Source organism: Candidatus Portiera aleyrodidarum (assembly GCF_902713745.1).
GTDB lineage: Bacteria > Pseudomonadota > Gammaproteobacteria > Johnevansiales > Johnevansiaceae > Portiera > Portiera aleyrodidarum_D.
The window spans coordinates 1-23,625 of record NZ_CACTJB010000001.1 but is presented as its reverse complement, the minus strand read 5'-3'; the positions used below and the strand labels follow the sequence as shown (position 1 = coordinate 23,625).

Annotated in this window: 18 protein-coding genes; 3 read left to right on the top strand and 15 right to left on the bottom strand. The window is 26.4% G+C overall.

Annotated elements, in window-relative coordinates:
• The first annotated feature begins 1 nt into the window (after position 1).
• The 3 genes from pnp to H7S46_RS00080 all read left to right on the top strand — a co-directional run bounded on the left by pnp (position 2) and on the right by H7S46_RS00080 (position 6,998).
• On the top strand, positions 2-2,122 hold the full coding sequence (gene pnp / locus H7S46_RS00090; protein WP_183042830.1) for a polyribonucleotide nucleotidyltransferase: 2,121 nt from the start codon (positions 2-4) through the stop codon (positions 2,120-2,122).
• Positions 2,123-2,190: 68 nt separating this feature from the next.
• Positions 2,191-2,781, top strand: coding sequence for a NifU family protein (locus H7S46_RS00085; RefSeq protein WP_259645827.1), 591 nt, complete (start codon positions 2,191-2,193; stop codon positions 2,779-2,781).
• Positions 2,782-6,578: 3,797 nt separating this feature from the next.
• Positions 6,579-6,998 (top strand): SufE family protein, encoded by a 420-nt coding sequence (locus tag H7S46_RS00080; RefSeq protein ID WP_183042828.1) that lies wholly within the window; start codon positions 6,579-6,581, stop codon positions 6,996-6,998.
• On the opposite strand, the gene hisI is transcribed toward H7S46_RS00080, so the two are convergent.
• The 15 genes from hisI to atpE all read right to left on the bottom strand — a co-directional run bounded on the left by hisI (position 6,979) and on the right by atpE (position 23,195).
• Positions 6,979-7,416: a phosphoribosyl-AMP cyclohydrolase gene (gene hisI / locus H7S46_RS00075; protein ID WP_259645826.1), complete on the bottom strand. Its 438-nt coding sequence runs from the start codon at positions 7,414-7,416 to the stop codon at positions 6,979-6,981. The two genes, H7S46_RS00080 and hisI, sit on opposite strands and share 20 nt — an antisense overlap.
• A complete protein-coding gene (sohB, locus tag H7S46_RS00070; RefSeq protein ID WP_183042827.1) occupies positions 7,413-8,315 on the bottom strand; it encodes a protease SohB in 903 nt (300 codons plus the stop codon). Before sohB ends, hisI begins: the two co-directional genes overlap by 4 nt.
• Before the next feature lie 1,942 nt (positions 8,316-10,257).
• A complete protein-coding gene (locus H7S46_RS00065) occupies positions 10,258-10,419 on the bottom strand; it encodes a hypothetical protein (RefSeq protein ID WP_183042826.1) in 162 nt (53 codons plus the stop codon).
• Entirely contained in the window at positions 10,391-11,224 is an 834-nt protein-coding gene (gene truA, locus H7S46_RS00060) for a tRNA pseudouridine(38-40) synthase TruA (protein ID WP_183042825.1), read from the bottom strand. The genes H7S46_RS00065 and truA overlap by 29 nt, the downstream gene beginning before the upstream one ends.
• Before the next feature lie 3 nt (positions 11,225-11,227).
• The gene (asd, locus tag H7S46_RS00055; protein ID WP_183042824.1) at positions 11,228-12,319 is read right to left on the bottom strand and encodes an aspartate-semialdehyde dehydrogenase; all 1,092 of its coding nucleotides are present in this window, start codon (positions 12,317-12,319) and stop codon (positions 11,228-11,230) included.
• A 36-nt stretch (positions 12,320-12,355) separates the two neighbouring features.
• Entirely contained in the window at positions 12,356-13,441 is a 1,086-nt protein-coding gene (gene leuB, locus H7S46_RS00050) for a 3-isopropylmalate dehydrogenase (RefSeq protein ID WP_183042823.1), read from the bottom strand.
• Between the two features lie 6 nt (positions 13,442-13,447).
• Positions 13,448-14,074, bottom strand: a complete 627-nt coding sequence (gene leuD / locus H7S46_RS00045) for a 3-isopropylmalate dehydratase small subunit (RefSeq protein WP_183042822.1) — start codon at positions 14,072-14,074, stop codon at positions 13,448-13,450.
• A 2,572-nt stretch (positions 14,075-16,646) separates the two neighbouring features.
• On the bottom strand, positions 16,647-17,666 hold the full coding sequence (gene argF / locus H7S46_RS00040) for an ornithine carbamoyltransferase (protein WP_183042821.1): 1,020 nt from the start codon (positions 17,664-17,666) through the stop codon (positions 16,647-16,649).
• Positions 17,667-17,680: 14 nt separating this feature from the next.
• Entirely contained in the window at positions 17,681-18,103 is a 423-nt protein-coding gene (gene atpC, locus H7S46_RS00035; RefSeq protein ID WP_183042820.1) for an ATP synthase F1 subunit epsilon, read from the bottom strand.
• A gap of 21 nt (positions 18,104-18,124) precedes the next feature.
• Complete coding sequence (atpD, locus tag H7S46_RS00030) at positions 18,125-19,489, bottom strand: F0F1 ATP synthase subunit beta (RefSeq protein ID WP_183042819.1); 1,365 nt, start codon at positions 19,487-19,489, stop codon at positions 18,125-18,127.
• A 19-nt stretch (positions 19,490-19,508) separates the two neighbouring features.
• Positions 19,509-20,360, bottom strand: coding sequence for an ATP synthase F1 subunit gamma (atpG, locus tag H7S46_RS00025; RefSeq protein WP_183042818.1), 852 nt, complete (start codon positions 20,358-20,360; stop codon positions 19,509-19,511).
• Positions 20,361-20,364: 4 nt separating this feature from the next.
• Positions 20,365-21,897 (bottom strand): F0F1 ATP synthase subunit alpha, encoded by a 1,533-nt coding sequence (gene atpA, locus H7S46_RS00020; protein ID WP_183042817.1) that lies wholly within the window; start codon positions 21,895-21,897, stop codon positions 20,365-20,367.
• A 7-nt stretch (positions 21,898-21,904) separates the two neighbouring features.
• Positions 21,905-22,429, bottom strand: coding sequence for an ATP synthase F1 subunit delta (gene atpH, locus H7S46_RS00015; RefSeq protein WP_183042816.1), 525 nt, complete (start codon positions 22,427-22,429; stop codon positions 21,905-21,907).
• Complete coding sequence (atpF, locus tag H7S46_RS00010; protein ID WP_183042815.1) at positions 22,426-22,896, bottom strand: F0F1 ATP synthase subunit B; 471 nt, start codon at positions 22,894-22,896, stop codon at positions 22,426-22,428. Before atpF ends, atpH begins: the two co-directional genes overlap by 4 nt.
• A gap of 74 nt (positions 22,897-22,970) precedes the next feature.
• On the bottom strand, positions 22,971-23,195 hold the full coding sequence (gene atpE, locus H7S46_RS00005) for a F0F1 ATP synthase subunit C (protein ID WP_014894946.1): 225 nt from the start codon (positions 23,193-23,195) through the stop codon (positions 22,971-22,973).
• Positions 23,196-23,625: the final 430 nt, after the last annotated feature.

Genomic DNA, 23,625 nt, shown 5'->3' with positions numbered 1-23,625 from the left:
ATTGAGTTTATATTTAAAAAAAACCTTTAAATATGGTGGAAAATATATTAGCTTAGAAACAGGTAAAATAGCTAAAAATAGTAATGGCAGTGTAGTTATTCAAATTGATAATACTGTTGTTTTATGCACTGTCGTTGTAAATAAAAATATAAAAAATACCGAGTGTTTTCCTTTGTCAGTAACTTATCAAGAAAAAATTTATGCAGCGGGTAAAATTCCAGGTGGATTTTTTAAAAGAGAAGGCCGTCCTACAGAAAAAGAAATTTTAACTTCAAGACTCATTGATAGACCTATCAGACCTAACATAAAAAATTTTTATAAAAATGAAGTACAAATAATATGTACTGTATTATCTGCTGAAAATAATCCAGATATAGCAGCTATGATTGGGGCATACGCAGCAATAGGTATCTCTGAAATACCTTTACTTTACACCATGGGAGTAGCTAGAGTAGGTTTTAATAAAGAAATTGGTTATTGGCTTAATATAACTCATGAAATAAATTCTGAAATAGATATAGTTGTAGCTGGCACAAAAAATTCAGTATTGATGGTAGAAGCTGAAGCAAAAGAAAAAACAGAAGCAATCATTTTAGGCGCTATTTGTTATGCTCATAAAAAAATGCAAGTAGTTATTAAAAGTATAAATGAATTTGTTGAAGATTTAAAAAAAAACAAGAAGAAAACAACTTCTAAAAATAATAAAAAAAAAGTAAATATATTTTTAAAAAATAAATTAATTAAGGACTTTATTTTTAATATAAAAGATACTTTTTATATTATGGAAACTTTTAAAAGAAAAGAAGCATTAATAATAACAATAAATCAAGTTTTAGAAAAGTTTAACAATGACTTTAAAAATGATAAAATTAATGACATTTTGAATTTAATAATAAAAAAAATCTTTAGAAATAAAATATTTAAAACAAACAAACGTATGGATGGACGTAATTTAAAAACAATACGTTCATTATCTATTGAATTAGGCATTTTACCTAAAACACATGGTTCTGCTTTATTTAGTAGGGGAGATACTCAAGCAATAACTACTATTACTTTAGGACGTTTGCGTGATGCTCAAGTAATAGAAGGATTAGAAGAAGAACGTTATGAGAAAATAATGTTTCATTATAATTTTACGCCTTATAGTGTAGGTGAAATAGGTTTTTTAGGGATACCAAAACGTCGTGAAATTGGTCATGGTAATCTTGCTAAAAGAGCTATCATTGGTGTGTTATCTAAAAAAGCTTTTCCTTATTCAATAAGAATAGTCTCAGAAATAACTGAATCTAATGGGTCAAGTTCTATGGCATCTGTATGTGGTGCTTCGTTAGCATTAATGGATGCAGGAGTGCCTTTAAGTTCAACAGTTGCAGGTGTGGCTATGGGTTTGATAACAAAAAAAGAACAATTTTTAATACTCACAGATATAGTAGGTGAAGAAGATAAGTTTGGTGACATGGATCTTAAAGTTGCAGGCACTAACAAAGGTATAACTGCTTTACAAATGGATATAAAAAAACAACAAGGTAAAGAGATAGATCATAAAGAAATTATACAATTAACGTTAAATCAAGCTAAAGAAGCCATAAAAAAGATTAGTCAGAAAATGAATGTAGTAATAAGTCAAAGTAGAAAAAAAATTTCTAATAAAGCACCTAGTAATAAAATATTTAAAATAGAAACAGAAAAGTTACGTAATGTAATAGGGAAAGGTGGTGCAATTATAAAAAAGATTTGTGAGAGTACAAATTCAAAAATAGATATTTTTGATGATGGTAAAATACATGTTTCTGCTAATAATAAAATTAATTCACAAAAGGCAATAGAGGCTATTAAGATTATAACTGAAGAAGCTAAACTAAACAAAATATATAGAGGTAAAGTAATACGTATTATGGATTTTGGTGCTTTTGTTAATTTAAAGCCTGGAACAGATGGCTTAGTTCATATTTCACAAATTAGTTCAGGACATGTAAAAAATATAAGAGATTTTCTTAATGTAGGAGATATTGTAACCGTAAAAGTTTTAGACAAAGATAATAAAGGAAAAATTAAATTGTCTATCAAGGACATAGATCCTATGGAAAAAGCTGAGTTTGAAGCTAAAATCAGTAATTAATGTAATTATTTAAGAGAAGAAATGAAAACAAAACGTAAAGTAAATAAATAATTTTATTAATGAATAATATGAAAAAATCAAAGTTTATTATTACTAGACGTGCACAAAATTATTTGGCTAACCTTTTATATAATCATAATATAGCAACTGGCGTTAGAATTTTTCTAAATAAAAAATATGCAAAACCTAGTATAGAATTTTGTTATAAATTAACAGATAATGATGTAAAAATAAAATATACAAAATTAAATGTATTCTTAGATAAAGAAAGTTTGCCTTTTATAAAGAATGCTGTAATAGATTTTATTATGGACAGATTAGGTGGTAAATTAACAATTAAAATACCTGTACCTAAAACTAAAACTGAACTATTACCTAACTCTAAGTATGACTATTATTTGGTAAATAAAGTTCATTTTATAATTGATACTGAGCTTAATCCTATTTTAGCATTTCATGGCGGTTTTATTAGATTAATAAAAATTACAAATAAAAAAATTGCTATATTTCAATTTGAGGGGGGATGTAAAGGATGTGTCTCCGTCTCTTTGACTTTAAAAAAGCATGTTAAAAGAATTTTGTTAGAGCGTGTACCAGAATTAACAGAAATTATTGATTTAACAGATCATTCGGATAATAATAAAGCTTATTACAAATAACTTACATCTCATTACACCACATTAAATTAAACAACATTACACCACATTAAATTACATTACATTAACTTGTTTTAAATTAATTTAACACATAACAAAATAATCAAAACACCTCATACAACTTAAACCAAAGCACAGTCAACTTATTCCAAAACATTACATACCACAAACCAACTTAATACAACTTAAAGCAAACCATTACACATACAACACATAACACAACACCTCAATCAAACCATTACAACCCAAACAACTTAAAAAAAACTTAACATAACACAAAACAAGACCTCAACTCAACAACTTATAACACAAAAGAAAAAACATAATCCAACTTAAACAACACATTACACAACACCACAACTTTAATCAACTTAAATTAAAGCACCTCAAAATAATCCAAAACTTAACACAAAACAACCATAACTTTAAAAAACTTAACACAAACCCAAAATATAATAACTTAATCCAAAAAATATAAAAAACATAACACATCAAATAAAAACAAATCAAATCAAATCCAAATCCAAATCCAACAACATTACAAACAAAACCAAAAACAACTCAAACCAACTTGTTTTAAATTAATCCAAACTATTACAACTTTAAACAAACCAAACCATTACAAAAGACCTCAACATAAACCAAAACATTAAACCAACTCAACTTACACCACATTATACATTAAAGCAAAATAACATAACTTATATTAATTTAATGTTTTTTTTTGTTTTGTTTTGTTTTGTTTTGTAAACCAATCCAACTTAATACAAAGCATAACACATTACAACAAATAACATAACAACACTAATACACTTCACTTCATCTCATCTCATCTCAACACACTTCAACACAACACAACACAACACAACTAAACTAGTCTAGTCTAAACCTCAATACAATCCAAAGCATCAACAAATACAAACCATTACAACATAACTTATATTAATAACACATAACATAACATTACAAAACAACACACTAACTCAAATCAACAAAGCATTATAACACATAACATAACATAACAACTCAAATACAACGTAACTCAATCCATTACAAAACACAACAACATCTCATCTCAACAACAAAGCAACTTAAAATAACAACACAAAAAACAAAACCAAACTCATTAACTTAAACAACTAAACTTAAAACCAAATTAATACAAATCATAGCACCTCAATAACAAAACTTAAAACAATTCAAAACATAACACCTCAATAACAATAACAAAGCATTACAACAGTACACAAACTAACACATTACAAAACATTACATAACACCTCAAAGCATTACAACACACCAAACTAACACATTACAAAACAATCAAAAACAACACCCAAACATAAACCACACCACATTAAGTTAACACAACTTAAGTTAATCCAAAAACAAAAACAATTCAAAACCCAACTAATACATTACACAAACTAACTCAACTCAACTCAACTCAACCCAACCCATTTAAAACCATTACAAACCAAAAGAAAAGAACACCAACCCATTACAAAACAATTCAACAACAACTTATTACACAACACCACAACTTATTACAACATAAAACAAAACAACCCAAAAAACAAAACCACAATTCAAAACAATCAAATCAATTCAAAACCCAAATTAAATTAAATTAAAACCCAAGCCTAAACACAACAACAAAGCATATCAACACATAAAATAAAATAAAAGAAAATAAAATAACAGAACATAACATAACATAACATAACATACCATACCATACCATACCATAACACTTCATCACACTCAAACTCAAAGCCAAAGCCAAAGCAACACAATACAATACAACACAACATATAACAACTTAAAAAAATTTAAAACAAATTAAATTAAACAACACATAACATAACACCACAACAAATAACAACACAACACATAAAAAAACATAACATAACATAACACTTCATCTCATCTCACACTCAAACTCAAAGCAACACATAATCAAAACCATACAACAAATAACACTTCATCTCATCTCAAAAGAACACATAACATTACATAACAACTTATATTATATTAAAGCAACTCAAAGCAACACAAAATAACACAACTAAACTTAAACAACACTAATACACTTCATCTCATCTCAACACACTTCAACACAACTTAAACAACATTACACACCATTACATTACACAAACAAAATACACTTCAAAACAAAACAATTTAAAACAACTCAAAACAAATCAAATCAAAACAAACTCAAATACAACTCAACTCAACTCAACAACAACTCACCCCACTAAACTATTACAAACCATTACACACCACACAAAATAACACCACTAAACTAAACTAAACTAAACCACACCAACTCAACTTAAAACAATTAAAAAAACTTACATTAAATTACATTACATTACATTACATTACAAAAAAACAATTACATTAAATTAACTTAACAACACCTTACACAACTTAAACAACACATAACAACACAAAACTTACAACACTAATACACTTCACTTCATCTCATCTCACTTCAACACACTAAACTAAACTACACTACACATAACTAATACAACTTAAAAAAAACCCAAACTAAACTAAACTAAACTAACCTAACCTAACCTAACCTAACACAACCCAACCCAACTTAACTTAACTTAACTTAACCCCTTACAACCCAACTTAACTTAAAAAACAAACCAAAAAACAAAACCACAATTCAAAACAATCAAATCAATTCAAAACCCAACACATAACACTTCAACACAACACAACACAACACAATACAATACAATACAACACAACACAACACAACAAATAACAACACATAAAATAAAAGAAAATAAAATAACATAACATAACATAACACTTCATCTCATCTCATCTCACACTCACACCAACACAAAATAACACATAACAACTGATAACATAACAAAGCATAACAACTTAAACAACACAACTTGAAATGAAATAACTTAACTTAATAATGTAAACCAACTTAACCTAACCTAAAACACATTAAAACAATTTAATTTAATTTAAAACAACCTTAACCTTACAAAGCATAGCACAACATTACAAAGCATTACATCTCATTACATTACAAACCACTAAACTAAACACTTCCACATTAACTTAACTTAAATTAAATTAACTTAACTTAACTTAACTTAACCTAACTTAACCTTACACAACATTAACCTAACCTAAACTAAAACTAAAACTAAAACACTTCATATCAAAACAATTTAAATTAAAACACTTCAAATCATATCAAGTCAAAACAAAAAAAGTCAAAACATAACATAACATAAAACAAATTAAAACAACATAACATAAAACACTTCAAAAACAAAAAAAGTCAAAACAATTTAATTTAAAACACTTCAAAACATATCAAGTCAAAAAAAGTCAAATCAAGTCAATTTAAATCAAAACAACTTAAAACATATCAAAACAATTTAATTTAATTTAAAACAACCTTAACCTTACAAAGCATAGCACAACACAAAACTTACAACACATACCATAACACTTCATCTCATCTCACTTCAACACACTACACATAACTAACTTAAAACACACCACAAAACACTTCCACACCACACCACATTACAAAGCATTACATTACCCCACATTACATTATAACTTACACTACACTTAAATTAAATTAAATTAATGTAATGTAAAAACAAACACATAACACATAACATAACATAACATAACACTACACATAACTAATCCTAAACATATACAACTTACAAAAACACTAAACTTATATTTTATTAACTTAAAGCACTCAAAGCAAAATTAAAACCAAAAAGACCTCAAACATGAATAACATTGAAAATATTCAAAAAAAAATTATAAAGGAATTAAAGTTTTTTAATAACTGGATAGATCGTTATAAATATATACTTGATTTAGGCAAAAAGTTACCTAAAATGCCAGCCAAATGGAAAAAGCCTAAATATCTTCTTTCCGGATGTCAATCTAATGTATGGATCTATCATAAATTTTTTGATGATAAAATTCATTTTATTGCTACTTCTGATGCAGCTATAGTTTTAGGCTTAATTGCTATTATATTAAGAATTTATAATTATAGAAAGCCAAGAGAAATTTTATCTACGCCATTAAATTTAACAAAATTTGTAGGTTTAGAACAACATTTAACATTAAATAGACACAATGGATTAAATGCTATGTTATCACACATTTATTATATAGCATCTAATTATATAAGAACTTAGGTGATATTATTGAGTTTTTTACTATTTTAGCATTAGTTAATAACTTGTTATAAAAACAACTTAGACACCCAGAATGACAAGAAGGGCCATATTGATTTACTTTAAATAAAAGAGTATCGCCGTCACAATCTAGATAGATTTCTTTTAATAACTGTATTTTTCCTGATTTTTCTCCTTTTTGCCATTTTTTACATCTCGATCTAGACCAATAAGAAACATAATATCCAAGTTTGGTATCTAACAAAATATTTTTATTTATCCAAGCTAACATTAATACTTCCCCACTATCATATTGTTGAGTAATTACTGGAATCAAACCTTCTTTATTCCATTTTATAGATTCAATAACAATCTTATTTGAGTATTTGTCATCAAATATATAAAATTCTATTAATTTAAAAAACCTTTGTTTTATCATATTTTTAAAATTCTAGATAAAGTTTTTTTTATTATTTCAAAATGTGTTCCATTTTTATTTTTTACTACTTTAAAGATTTTTGCTTTTTTAGAACGTAATTCCAAATATTCGTCACTTGTAATAACTTTATCTATTAATCCTTCTTTTTTAGCTTTTATACCATACCAAACATCTCCTTTTGACACTTTTTTTATGTTAATTTTAGGACGTCTATTTAAAACATAATGTTTAAATAAATCATGAGTTTCTTTTAGTTCTTTTAGAAATTTAACCTTATCTTCCTTAGTATTTTCACCTAAGGACGTTAAAGGTCGTTTATTTTTTCCTGATGTTAAAATGTCTACGTCTATCTTATGTTGTTTTAATAGTCTATGAATATTTGCTACTTGTGCTACAACACCTATTGAACCTATTATAGAAAACGGTGCTGCAAACAGTTTATCCGCACAACAAGCCATCATATAACCTCCACTTGCTGCAACTTGATCAACACATATAGTTAATTTTATACTAGCTTTACGTAATCTCTCTAATTGAGCTGCAGCTAATCCGTAAGAATGTATAATCCCACCACATGATTCTAATCTTAATACTACCTCATCATTATTTTTTGCACAACTTAAAATGCTAGTTATTAATTCAGTTAATTTTGGAGTGTAACTAGCCTTTATATCCCCATAAAAATCTATTAACCAAACTACAGGCAAATCTTTCTTATTCTTTTTAAGAGTATTAACTAAAGCAATACCACATGTTTTAAAATATTCGCCCCAATCTATTAGTTTAATTTGTTTTAAACTAACCTTTTTAGGTTTAAAAAAAAATAAAAGAATAATAGCTATTAAAATAGTAAAGATTTTCGAAAAAAATAATACATAATCATAAAACCAATTCGTCATATTAAAGTTCCAAGTAAAGTAAACTCAATTTCACCTAATTTAATTTAACATCACCACTTAAAATAAAATAACATAACTTATATTATATAACACATAACATAACAACTTAAGTTAAAACAAAAACAAAAACAATTCAAAAACAAACTAACTCCCCACAACTTACACAACATTAACCTAACTTAAAGTAACCTTACACAACACTACACTAAAACAACTAAACTTACACACCACAAACAAAAACTTACAATTCAAACATACCACTAAACTAAACAAAACAAACATACCACAACTTGAAATAACCTTAACCTTACACTAACTTAACTTAAATTAAATTAAAAAAACTTACACTACACAAACTTAAAATACATTACAAAGCAACTCATTACAACTCAACACATACCATAACTAAACCTCAATACAAAGCAACACACTACACTAAAACACACTCACACTTACACTTACATTAAAACAAACCACACTACACAAACTAACTTAATTAAATTAATGTAATGTTTTGTAATGTAATTTTCTTTAATTGTTTTTTTGTAATGTAAATTAATCCATAACAATAACACACCTCAATCCAAAGCAACTTAAAGCACACATAACTCAAAAGAAAACAAAACAAAACAAAACAAAACAATTTAAAACTCAAAGAAAAGAAACTCACACAAACACAAACACCAACACCAACACCAACTCAAACTCAAACTCAAACACAAAAAAACTCAACTCAACAACAAAGCATATCAACACATAAAATAAAATAAAAGAAAATAAAATAACAGAACATAACATAACATAACATAACATACCATACCATACCATACCATAACACTTCATCTCATCTCACACTCAAACTCAAAGCCAAAGCAACACAATACAACAAATAACAACACATCTCATCTCAACACATAACATAACATAACATAACAACTGATATTAAAACATTACAAAACAGACCACAAAACCACACACTTCCACACCTCAAATTAAATCAACTACAACAACAAATAAAATAAAAGAACAAATAACAGAACATAACATAACATAACATAACACTTCAAAACACTTCAGAACAGAACAGAACAGAACAGAACAACTCAACAACAACTCAAAGAAACTCAAACACATAACATAACACTAACTTGAAATAACTAAACTTACACACCATTACATAAACCACATAACATTACATAACACAACAACTTATATTATATTAAACCACAAAACACTTCTACACCACATAAACTAAACCTAACCTACATTAACTTAACTTAACCTTACACAAACTACACTAACTTAATGTAAACAACATTACATCTCATCTCATTACACCAAACATTACATACCACATTAACTTATATTATATTAACTTAACTTAACTTAACCTTACACAACACAACACCTTACAAAGCAACACAACACACTTCACTTCAACACAACTTAAACAACACAACACAACACAACAACACAACTTACATTACCTTACACTACACTAAACTAAACTACACATAACTAAAACAACTTAAATTAAATTAATTTAAACTATTACAACTTAAATTAACACATAACAACTTAATTTAAAACACATTAATGTAATGTAAAAAACATAACACTTCAAAAACAAAACAAAACAAAACAAACTAAACTAAACTAAACACATAACATAACATAACATAACAACTCAAATACAACTCAATTCAATCCATTACAAAAAGCAACACATAACATAACATAACATAACAACATTAACCACATTAACTTACAACACACTACACAACACCCCTCAATCCAATAACAAAGCATATCAACACATAACATTACATTACATCACATAACACAACATAACAACTTATATTATATTATATTAAAGCATAACCCCACAACAACAAAGCAACTAATAACATCTCATCTCAACTTATATTTTATTAAAACTAAACTAGTCTAAACGAAAACGAACACTAATACTAATGATAATGATAATGCTAAGGAAAGGCGAAGCTAAAAATAAAACTAAGCTATAAAGTAAAGCTAAGGCTAAGGCTAAACCTAAACTCAAACTCCATTTATTTTTAAAAATAAAATAACTGATGTGGCCCAATAATAGAATTAGGTTCGTGTGGTAATTGAGTTTGGAATTCTTTATTAAACAGAACATCAACCAAATATAATCCTTTTGCTTTAGCTGTTTTTCCTGCTTCGTTGCGATTTTTTTTAAATAAAATTTTTTTACACCAATTAACTGAATGACGACCATTTCCTATCTCTAATAATGCTCCAACAATATTTCTTACCATATTATGTAAAAATGAATTTGCTTGTATATCGATTATTATTATTGGACCATAACTTCGTACTTCAACAAAATGTAAAGTTTTAATTGAACTTATTGATTTACAATTGGAAGAACAATAAGATAGGAAGTCATGTTTACCTACCAAACTTTGAGCAGCAATATGCATTTGTTTTATATTTAGAGGTGTTTTGTGGCAACTCATAGTATTCCTTATTAAGGCTGAATCTATAAACTTATTATATATTAAATATTTATATCTTCTAGCTATTGCTTTACGAGAATTAAACTTATCTGATATTTTAACGGCCCAACGAATTCGTACATCGCTAGGTAAATTAGAGTTAAGACCTAACACCCATGATTTTTGACTACGACATATAAATGAATCAAACTGTGCTATTTGTCGTATTGCATGAACCCCAGAATCTGTGCGAGAACTAGCTTTTAAAGTAATTGCGTGTCCTGTAAAAATTTTTAAAGCTTCTTCTAATGTTTGTTGTATGGTATTATATTGTTTAAGCCTTTGCCACCCAAAATATTCAAAACCAATATATTCAACCCCTAAAACTATACGTCCATAAATAAAATTTAAGTTATAAAAAAAATTCATACCTTATCTATTAACGAGTATTTTTAGCATTCTTCTTATAGGTTCAGCAGCACCCCATAATAATTGATCGCCTACAGTAAATGCAGTTATATATTTTTTCCCAAAAGATAATTTACGTAATCTCCCTATTGGAATTGACATAGTGCCAGACACAGCTGCTGGTGTTAATTTTTTTAAACTAGAATTACTATCATTTTTTATAACTTTGACCCATGGATTATGCTCTTTAATTATTGATTCTATGTCATATAGAGGGATATCTTTTTTCAACTTAATAATAAATGCTTGAGAATGACAGCGCATAGCACCTATTCTTACACATATACCATCTATTTTAATAGTATTAGGAGAAAAACCTAAAATTTTATTAGTTTCTACATTTCCTTTCCATTCTTCTTTACTTTGTCCATTATCCATCTTTTGGTCTATCCAAGGAATTAAACTACCAGCAATTGGCGCCCCAAAATTTTTTATAGGTAAACTGCCCATATATTTAGTAATTTTAGAATCAATCTCTAAAATTGATTTGGCATGGTTATTTTTTTTAACGAGATTACCAAGTATACGCATTTGATTTAATAACTCTATCATATGCTTAGAACCTGCTCCTGAGGCTGCTTGATATGTCATAGAAGTAATCCATTCTATAAGGTTATTTTTAAATAAACCACCTAAACTTAACAACATCAAACTAACAGTACAGTTTCCTCCAATAAAATTTTTAATGCCTAAATCTAAACTTTGTTCTATAATTTTAAGATTTATAGGATCTAAAATAATAATTGAATTACTATCCATTCTAAGTTTACTTGATGAATCAATCCAATAACCTTTCCAACCAGAATTACGTAAACTCTTATAAATCCTTTTTGTATAATCTCCTCCTTGACATGTTATAATCACATTTAATTTTTTAAGTTTATTTAAATCATAGGCATTTTGTATCTTTGCATCAAAAATAGGACAAGTTTTACCAGCTTTAGAAGTAGAAAAAAAAATAGGTTCAATTGAATTAAAATCATTTTCTTCAATCATACGTTGTATTAAAACTGAACCAACCATACCTCTCCATCCAACGAAACCCATTTTAAGCATAAATTAATTTTCCTAATTATTTTGTTTATATTTTTATTAAATTAATTTTTCAAATTCTTCAATAATTAAATTTCCCATTTCTTTTGTAGATACTAAATTTTTCCCAGTATAATTTATATCTGCTGTTCGAAAGCCTTTTTTTAAAACATTTATTATAGCAACATTTAAAAATTTAGATAATAAAGGTTTTTGTAAAGAATAATGTAACATCATTGAAACTGATAAAATTGTAGCAATAGGATTAGCAACTCCTTTATTAGCAATATCTGGAGCACTTCCATGGCAAGGTTCAAATAAACCTTGTCCTATTGAATTTATAGAAGCTGAAGGTAACATACCTATTGATCCTGTTAAATTAGCAGCTTCATCCGATAGAATATCTCCAAACATATTTCCAGTAACAATTACATCAAAGATGTTTGGTGATAATATAAGTTGCATAGCAGCATTATCTATATATAGGTGAGTTACCCTTACATCTGGATATGAATTGGATAATTCAGTAATAATTTTTCGCCATAACATCGAAACTTCTATAACATTTGCTTTATCTACAGAACAAAGTTGTTTTTTACGTTTTTTGGCAAGTTCAAAAGCTATTATACCAATTCTTCGTATAGCTTTTTCATCTAAATTTGATGAATTAAAACCATAACGTAAAAAATATTCATTGTATACAACCCCTCTAGGTTTACCAAAATAAATACCCTGACTTAATTCTCTTACAATCATAATATTTACATTTGATAGTATTTCTGATTTAATGCTTGATGATAAAAGTTGTGGATAAAAAATAGTATTTCTTAAATTAGCAAAAAATTTTAATGATTTACGTAGTTTTAATAAACCATATTCCGGACGTTTCTTAAAGTCTTTTATATTATCCCACTTTTTTCCACCTACAGCTCCTAATAAAATTGCACGAGATGATTTGGCTGCTTTTAATGTATCAGTTGGTAGAGGTAAACCTACTTTTTCTATAGCATTACCTCCAATCTTAGCATAACGAATAACTGAATTAATTAATTTCTTTTTTTTTAAAAGTTGTATAACTTTAACTGCTTCATTTATTACTTCAGGACCAATACCATCACCTGGTAATATTAAAATTTCATTTTTCATATTATTTTATAACCAAGGATTATTTTTTTTATGAATATTTTCAAAACTTTTAATAGTATTTATTTCTTTTAAAGTAATACCTATATCATCTAAACCATTTTTTAAGCAATATTTACTAAAAGGATCTATGGAAAACTTAATTTGCTTTCCACTTTGTTTATATATTATTTGTTTTTGCAAATTTACATCTAACATATAACCTTTTGTGTTGTATACAGCTAAAAATAGTTCATCAATTAAATTTTTCTTTAACGTTATAATTAGAATACCATTTTTTAAAGCATTATTATAAAATATCTCTGCAAAACTTTGTGCTATAATTACTTTAAACCCATATTCTTTAAGAGCCCAAACTGCATGTTCTCTTGAACTTCCACATCCAAAATTATTATGTGTTAATAATATACTAGCTCCTTTATATCTAGATTTATTTAAAATAAAATCTTTATTTATTAACCTGTTTATTTTTCCTGGATATCCTTCATCAATATAACGTAATCCATCAAATAAATTAAAACCAAAACCAATACGATTAATTGTTTTTAAAAATTGTTTAGGGATAATCAAATCAGTATCTACGTTAGATCTATTAAAAGGTACAACTAAACCTTTGTGTTTAATATATTTATCCATTTATTATTTCCTAACATTTACAAAGACAAAACATTACATTACATTACATTACATTACAAAATAACTTAATCCCAACTAACACAATACAATACTAACTCAACTACAACGTAACGTAACTCATATCATATCATATCAACTCAACTCATCTCATCTCATCTCAAAAGAAAACAAAACTCAAAGAAAAAAAACTCAACACCTCAACAGCAACTCAAACCAAAGCACCTCAACAACAACAACAATTCAACAACAACTCAACTCACACCAACACTAACTCAATACAAAGTAACTCATATCATATCAACTCAAAAGAAAAGAACACCACAACCACTCTAAGTTTTACCTCTCCTTTAAATCTTTTTTTTCTTTAAACTTACACCTCAACAGCACAGCACAGCACTGCACCTCAATCCATTACATTAACTTAAAAAAAAATACACAACGTAACACCACTCCTCTACTCTAAAACCACATTACATTAACTTACATCTCATACATAACAAAGCAACACAACTACACTAACTTAATACAAAAAACAATTCAAATTCAAACCAAAAAACAAAACAAACCAAACTAAACTAAACTAAACTACACTACACTACACATAACTAAAACAAAACATTAACACATATCATAACAACACATAAAATAACATTACATAACACTTCATCTCATCTCATCTCAACACAACACAACATTATTACAAAACATAACACATTACACTAACTCACACTAAATTAACTTAACACAATACAACTTAAACAACACAACACAACATTACACAACAACACCACACCACTAAACATACCACACTAACTTAATACATAACAACACAACTTACATTACATTACACTACACATAACTAATACAACACAACTTAATACAAACCATTACAACTAAACTTACAAACTACACTTAAACACTTCAACTTAGGATAGGAGTAAAAACAATTCAAAACACTTCAATCCATTACATCTCACTTCAACACATTACAAAAACAACTTAAGTTAGTTATGTGTAGTGTAAAGTTAATGTAATGCTTTGTGGTGTAGAAGTGTTTTGTTTGTGGTATGTTTATTTTGTTTAGTGTTGTAATGTAATGTAATTTAAAACAACTCAACAACAACTCAAAAATAAAAACTCAACCCAAACAATCAAAAACAACTCAAAATAAAATAACAAACACATAACATAACATAACAAAGCATAACATAACACCTCAATTCATATCAAAACAATTTAATTTAATTTAAAACAAATAAAATAAAAGAACAAATCAAATAACAATAACAAATAACATAACAGAACGTTTCAAATCATATCAATTCGTTTCAAAACAAAAGAATTCAAATCAAATCATTACAAATCGTATCGTATCGTATCGTTTCAAAACAACAACAACAACAACTTAAATAAAAACACTTCAAAACATAACAACACAATTCATAACAAATAAAAACAAATAAAATAAAATAAAAACAACTTAAATCACATCACATCAAATCAAATAACAAATCATCTCAATTCGTTTCAAACATACCACAAAGCATTAATTAAACAACTTAATCAAAACCACATAACATAACATAACACCACTAAACCAATACAACTTTAAAATAACTTAACTTAACTTAAACCACATTAATTTAATTTAATGTTTTTTTTTGTTTTGTTTTGTTTTGTAAACCACTAAACATACCATACCATACCATACCACCCCACATAACAAAGCATTACATTACACTAACTTAAAGTAACCTTACACTACACCTCAACACAACAACTAACTTATAACCTTACATTACATTAACTAAACCTTACATTACATTACATTACATTACATTACATTACATTACACTACACATAACTAATACAACACAACTTAATACAAACCATTACAACCCATTACAACTTTAATCCATTACAAAAAATCACAACTTAAATTAAATTACATTACATTACATTACACCACAAGTTAAGTTAAGTTAAAACACCACATTACATTACATTACATTACAAAGCATTACATTAACTTACACTACACATAACTAACTTAAATTAAAAAAACTACACTAAACTAAAACACTTCAATACAACTTAAAGTAACCTTACATTACAAAGCATTAAATTACATTACATTACACTACACATAACTAATACAACACAACTTAATACAAACCATTACAACCCATTACACTAAACATACCACAAACAAAATACAATATCCAAACTATTACAAACCACATAACATAACAAGTTAAGTTAAAACAATTTAAAACCACATAACATAACACCACAACTTTAAAAACTTACAATACACAAACTAAACTACACAACACAACACAAACCATTACATTACATAACAACTTAAACAACATTACATTAAATTACACCACAACTAAATCAAAAAACAAACTCAAACACTAACTTAAATAACACATAACATAACAACATCAAACTAACTTAACTGCACTAATTCTTCTTACATTAAGTTTTAATATAAGTTGTTATGTTTTATTAAAGTTTTTTCTATTTTAAATTACATTAAATTATATACGGCTAAGCTTTACATTACTTAACTAAACGTTGCTACCATAATTGATTTGATTGTATGTATTCTATTTTCAACTTGTTCAAAAGATATATTAAATGCCGATTCAAAGATTTCCTCAGTAATTTCCAAACCATTAACTAAATTATTATTATTTTTTATAAACTCATTTTTTTTGAATAAGTTTTTTATAATTAAGGTTTCATTATTATGAAAGGAAGGCAAACAATGCATTACTTTTACTTTATAATTATTACTAGCTTTTATAATTTCTTTATTTATTTGATATTTTGAAAGACTTTTAATTCTTTCACACCATACCTCTTCACTTTCTCCCATTGAAACCCAAACATCCGTGTATATAAAATCTACATTCTTTACGGCTAAAAAAGGATCTTCAACTAAAAGTATTTTTGCATTATTTTTTTTTGCTATGTTATTACAAAATATAAAAAATTTTTCTTCTGGCCATAATTGTTTAGGAGCCGCTATTCGTACGTCCATACCCATTTTGGCTCCGATTAATAATAAGGATCTTCCAATATTATAACGAGCATCACCTAAATAAGAATATTTTATTTTATTCAAAGGTTTATTATTACAATGCTCTAACATCGTTAGTATATCAGCTAAAACTTGTGTTGGATGAAATTCATTTGTTAAGCCATTAAAAACAGGAATACCTGAATTTTTTGCCAATTCTTCTATTATTTTTTGACTATATCCTCTGTATTGTATTGCATCAAACATACGACCTAATACTTTAGCTGTATCTTTAATCGTTTCTTTAATTCCAATTTGTGAAGATTTAGAATCAATATAAGTTACATTTGCCCCTTGATCCTTAGCTGCTATTTCAAAAGCACAACGGGTTCTTGTGGAAGGTTTTTCAAAAATCAATGCTATATTTTTACCCTTTAATCTAGGATATTCATTTCCTATATATTTTGACTGTTTTAAATAACGTGCTAGACTTATTAAATAATTAATTTCTTCTTTTGTATGATTAATTAAACTTAAAAGATTTCTATTACGTAAATTCATTTGTTTATTTCCTTTTATTTTATTTTTAATTTTTTAAACACTTTTAATGTATGTAACCGAGCATTGGCTAAGGCTATATCTGCAACTGCCCGTGTATAATTTATTTTTGATGATTTTTCTTTAATTAAATTTTTAGCTTCATTAATACTTTTATTTATTTCATATTCCTTAATATCATTTGCTTTTATAATTGTATAAGCTAAACATGAAATCATATTTGATTCTACTTCCATTACACCACCATCTAAATAAAAAATTTCTTTATTATTATTAATATGTGTTATTATTAAAGGACCTGAATTTAATTGTGTTATAATTGGGGCATGTCCTGATAAAATTCCTAATTCACCTTCAGTGCCAATTGCTGTTATTTGTTTTATTCTTTTTGAAAAAATTAAACAGTCAATACTCATAATATCACATTGAATGCTGTTCATATAAATTCCAATTATATTTATTTAATGTTTATTTTTTAATTCTTCAATTTTGCCAATCATATAAAAAGCTTGCTCTGGAATATTATCAAATTCTCCTTTTAAAATACCATTAACCCCCTTAATAGTATCTTCTATTTTTACATATTTACCTATTTTGCCTGTAAATATCTCTGCAACAAAAAAAGGTTGTGATAAAAAATTTTGAATTTTTCGAGCTCTATTTACAATATTTTTATCTTCCTCTGTTAATTCATCTAAACCTAAAATAGCTATTATATCTTTCAATTCTTTATAACGTTGTAAAATCTTTCGTACTTTTAAAGAAATTTTATAATGAGTTTTACTTATAACTAAAGGATCTAATTGCCTAGAGTTTGATTCTAAAGGATCAATCGCAGGATAAATGCCTAACTCTGCGATTTTACGAGATAAGACTATTGTAGCATCTAAATGAGAAAAAATCGCAGATGGAGATGGATCTGTTAAATCATCAGCTGGCACATACACTGCTTGTATAGATGTAATTGACCCGTTTTTAGTTGAAGTAATTCTTTCTTGTAACATCCCAACTTCTTCAGCTAATGTCGGTTGATAACCAACAGCCGAAGGCATTCTACCTAATAATGCTGATATTTCCGTTCCAGCTAATGTAAATCTATAGATGTTGTCAATAAATAATAACACATCTCTACCTTCATCTCTAAAGTACTCTGCAATAGTTAATCCTGTTAATGCTGTACGAAATCTATTACCCGATGGTTCATTCATTTGACCATAAATTAAAGATACTTTGTCAAGAACTTTAGATACTTTCATCTCATTATAAAAATCATTTCCTTCTCGAGTTCTTTCTCCAACACCTGCGAATACGGAAAATCCTGAGTGTTCGATTGCTATATTACGAATTAACTCCATCATATTAACAGTTTTACCCACACCAGCTCCTCCAAAAAGTCCTATTTTTCCTCCTTTAATTAATGGACACATTAAATCAATGACTTTAATACCCGTTTCTAAAATTTCATTGTTGATAGATTGTTCTATATATTTAGGGGATTTCTTGTGAATTGACATAATTTTATTTTCATTTATTGGGCCTTTTTCATCTATAGCTTCACCTAAAACATTCATTATTCTACCTAAAGTTTGAATCCCTACAGGAACTTTGATAGGAGACTTTGTATTAATCACTTTTAAATTACGTTTTATTCCTTCAGTTGATCCCATAGCTATAGTTCTTACTATATAATCGCCTATATGCTGTTGAACTTCTAAAATTAAATTTATTTTTTCTACTTTTAATGCATAATAAATTTTAGGTAATTTATTGTTTTTAAATTCTACGTCAATTACTGCACCAATTATTTGAACAATTTTTCCTTTCATTTTATTTCCTTTATTATTATTATACTAATGCTGCTCCATTTATTATTTCCGTAATTTCTTGCGTTATATTTTCTTGTCTTAATTTATTATAAATATTATTTAAATCTATTATTAAATTATTAGCATTTTCTGTTGCTTTTTTCATTGACATCATTCGAGCTGATTGTTCACAAGTTATATTTTCTAACACAGAGTGATAAATTTGAGCTTCAATATATTTAGTTAGTATATTGTTTAATAACTTCTTAAAATCATAAGCTTCATAAATATAAACTATTTTATTTATGCTTTCTTTTTTTATTTTTATAGTTAACGGAAAAATCTTTTTAATTTTAGGCAACGAATTGATTGAATTGATTGATTTATTGTATATGATATTAATGCAATCAATATAATTATTATCAAACTCTTTAATTATTACTTTTATTAAATTATAAAACTCAATTATTCTTGGATAATCCCCTACATTATTTAAATAATAAATTATTTCTCCACCATATTTTTTTATAAATTTATTTCCAATTCTTCCTATTGTGCAAAAACAATATTTGTTCTTATTTTTTTTTATATCTTTTAATAATTTTCTAAATAAATTTATATTCAAACCTCCACATAAACCCTTATCGCTCGTAATTAAAATATAACAAATTTTTTTTATTTTTTTGTTTAGATTTTTATCATTTATATTTTCATCAATAATAATGCGAGTACATATCTCTTTTATTTTTTTTGTATAATACCTACTTAATAACATTCTATTTTGTAATTTCCGCATCTTAGATGCTGAAACCATTTCCATTGCACTAGTTATTTTTTTTGTATTATTTATGATTTCAATTTGTACTTTTATTTCTTTTGTCGCTAAAATCAACTTATTACCTATATTTTTCTTTAAAATTTTTTAATATTTGTTTAAATTTTTCTATATACTCTTCTTTACCATTATTATTTATCAGATTTCTTAAGGTTTTATAATTTAAATTAAAATAATTTAAAAATTCTTTTTCAAAAGAACAAATTTTATTTATGTCTATGTCAAATAAATAATCTTTATTTGCAGCATACAATAAGATTGATATTTCAGCAACACTCATTGTATTAAATTGTTTTTGTTTCATTATTTCTGTTATACGCTTACCTTTTTCTATTTGTTTTTTAGTTAGTTCATCTAATTCTGAGCTAAATTGTGCAAATGATTCTAATTCTCTATATTTAGCTAAAGATAAACGTATGCCTGAAGCTAATTTTTTTATAATTTTAGTTTGTGCCGAACCCCCAACTCGTGAAACGGATAACCCTACATTTATTGCAGGTCTCACTCCCGCATTAAATAAATTCGTTACTAAAAATATTTGCCCATCTGTTATAGAAATAACATTTGTAGGAATAAACTCTGAAACATCGCCACCTCTTGTTTCTATAATTGGTAAAGCTGTTAATGACCCTGTTTGTTTTCTTTTACCTTTCGTTTTTTTACTAACATAATTTTCATTAACCCTGCAAGCTCTTTCTAATAATTTTGAATGGATATAAAAAATATCCCCCGGATAAGCTTCACGACCAGGAGGTCGTTTTAATAACAAAGATATTTGTCTATATGCCCAAGCTTGTTTTGTTAAATCATCATATACAATCAATGCATTTTTCCCTCTGTCACGAAAATATTCCCCAATCGTACAGCCTGTATATGGAGCTAAATATTGCATTATAGCTGGTTCTGACGCTGAAGCAACAACTACTATTGTATAGTTCATAGCTCCATATTTTTCAAATATTTTTACATTTTTTACAATATTAGATTTTTTTTGACCTATAGCAACATAAATACATATTATATCTTTGTTTTTTTGATTTATAATTACATCCAAACCTAGAGACGTTTTACCTACGTTCCTATCCCCAATAATTAATTCTCTTTGCCCCAAACCTATTGGGATCATTGAATCAATAGCTTTTATCCCTGTATTTAACGGTTGATTTACAGTTTTTCTAAACACAACCCCTGGCGCTATTTTTTCTATATAATCAGTTTTTTTTGTTTTTATTTTTCCTTTACCATCTATAGCCTTTCCTAATGAATCTACCACTCTACCAATTAATTCTAAACCGACCGGTACTTTTAATAAGCTGCCTGTACATTTGCATTTCATTCCTTCTGAAAGATTCTTATAATCCCCTAATATAACTATACCTACATTAGTGCGCTCAATGTTAAAGACTAAACCAATAAGACTATCAACAAATTCTATTATTTCACCGTACATAGCCTCATATAATCCATACACCCGAACAATGCCATCAAATACATTAAAAATTATTCCTTCATTTTTTAACTCTACTTTTAAATTAATATTTTTAATTTCTTTTTTTATTATATTACTAAGTTCAGAAAATTTTAATTGTTTCATAATTACATTACCCTACTAATTTTTTTTTTAATTTATTTAATCTACCGATTATAGAACAGTCTATTATAATGTTTTTTCTTTTTATTTTTATAATTACACCACCCATTAAATTTTTTTTAATTTTGATCTTTTTAATAAAGATTTTTTTCTTAAAATTTAAACTTAAAATATTTATTATTTGTTTTTTTTGCTTTTTATTTAGTATAAAAGCACTATTAATTCTAATATATAAAATATTATATTGTTTTAATATATTGTGTTCATAATATAACATAATAAAATTAATTTTATTAATTTGATTATTTTTTAATAATAACTTTATAAAAGACAAACTTTCTTTATCTAAAATTTTTTTTATTTTTCTGTTAAAAACAAAATATTTACATACATTATTCTTTTTATAAAAATTTAAAATAAATTCAATTTTTTTTATTCTATTTTTCCATTTATCTAAATCTTTTGATAACACTGATAAGTCCCATATTGCTTTAATATATGGGTTATTATTTTCTAAATTTGAATAAATTTTCATATTTTGTTTACTAATTTTTTTAAAAATTCTTTGTTTATGTTTATATCTATTGAATTTTTTAATATTTTTTCTAAACCTATTAAAGATACAGTAATTAGTTTTTCATGTAAAACTTTTTTTATATTTAACATTTCTTCTTCAAAATCTTTTTTTCTATTTTTAATTAATACTTCACTTTCTTTTTTTGATCTTTTTCTTACTTTTTCAATTACTTCATTGTAATGTATTCTCGCTTTTACTATTATTAAATCTGCTTCATCTCTTGCTTTACTCAAAATATATTTTGATTCTTTTTTTGCTTTATATAACTCTTTTTTTGCTATATTAGCAGCATTTAAAGCATTATTAATTGTTTTTTCTCTGTCTAATATGTTTTTTTTTATTGGCGGCCAAATGAATTTTTTACAACACCAAATTAAAATAGCAAAGTTTATAACTTCACATAAAATTGTTAAATTAATATTCACAAATATTACCTTACCTTACCTTAATGTCTATGTCTAATTTAATGTTTAATTTAAGTAAGTGTTTCAACTCCAACTCAACCTGCTACTACAAAAATTAAATATAAAGCAATACCCACCCCAATCATTGGAACTGCATCTATTAATCCCGTCATTAAAAATGTACGAGTTAATAATAAATTACTTAATTCAGGTTGTCTTGCAGTTGATTCTAACAATCTACCCCCTATAATTCCAAAACCTATCCCTGTACCCACTGCACCTAAACCGATCATAATAGCAGCAGCTATATAAATTTCCATTTTTCTTGTCTCCATTTCATTAAACTTTACTTGATTTTCTTAAACTATCATTACCGTTAATTATTTTATTATGTAATGTTTGGTTTTTTGAGTTGTATTAAGTTAATATAAGTTGTATTGATTTGATGGGTTATGTTATGCTTTGGTTTAAATTGGATTGTATTGAGTTGAGGTTTAGTTGTTATGTTATGTTATGTTATGTTATGTGTTGTTATAAGTTATTTTTCTTTAAGTAGTGTAGTCATGTCACTTAACTTATATTACATTAAGTTTTGTTAAGTTTTTTTTTTCGTTATTTTATTCGTTACGTAATACTGTATAAATTAGAATAAAGAAGTTAATTACCTCCACTCCCTACAACTACACCTCTCATCATTACTTAACAACATAACACTTAAACCAAACCAAAAAACAAGTCAAAAGACTTCAA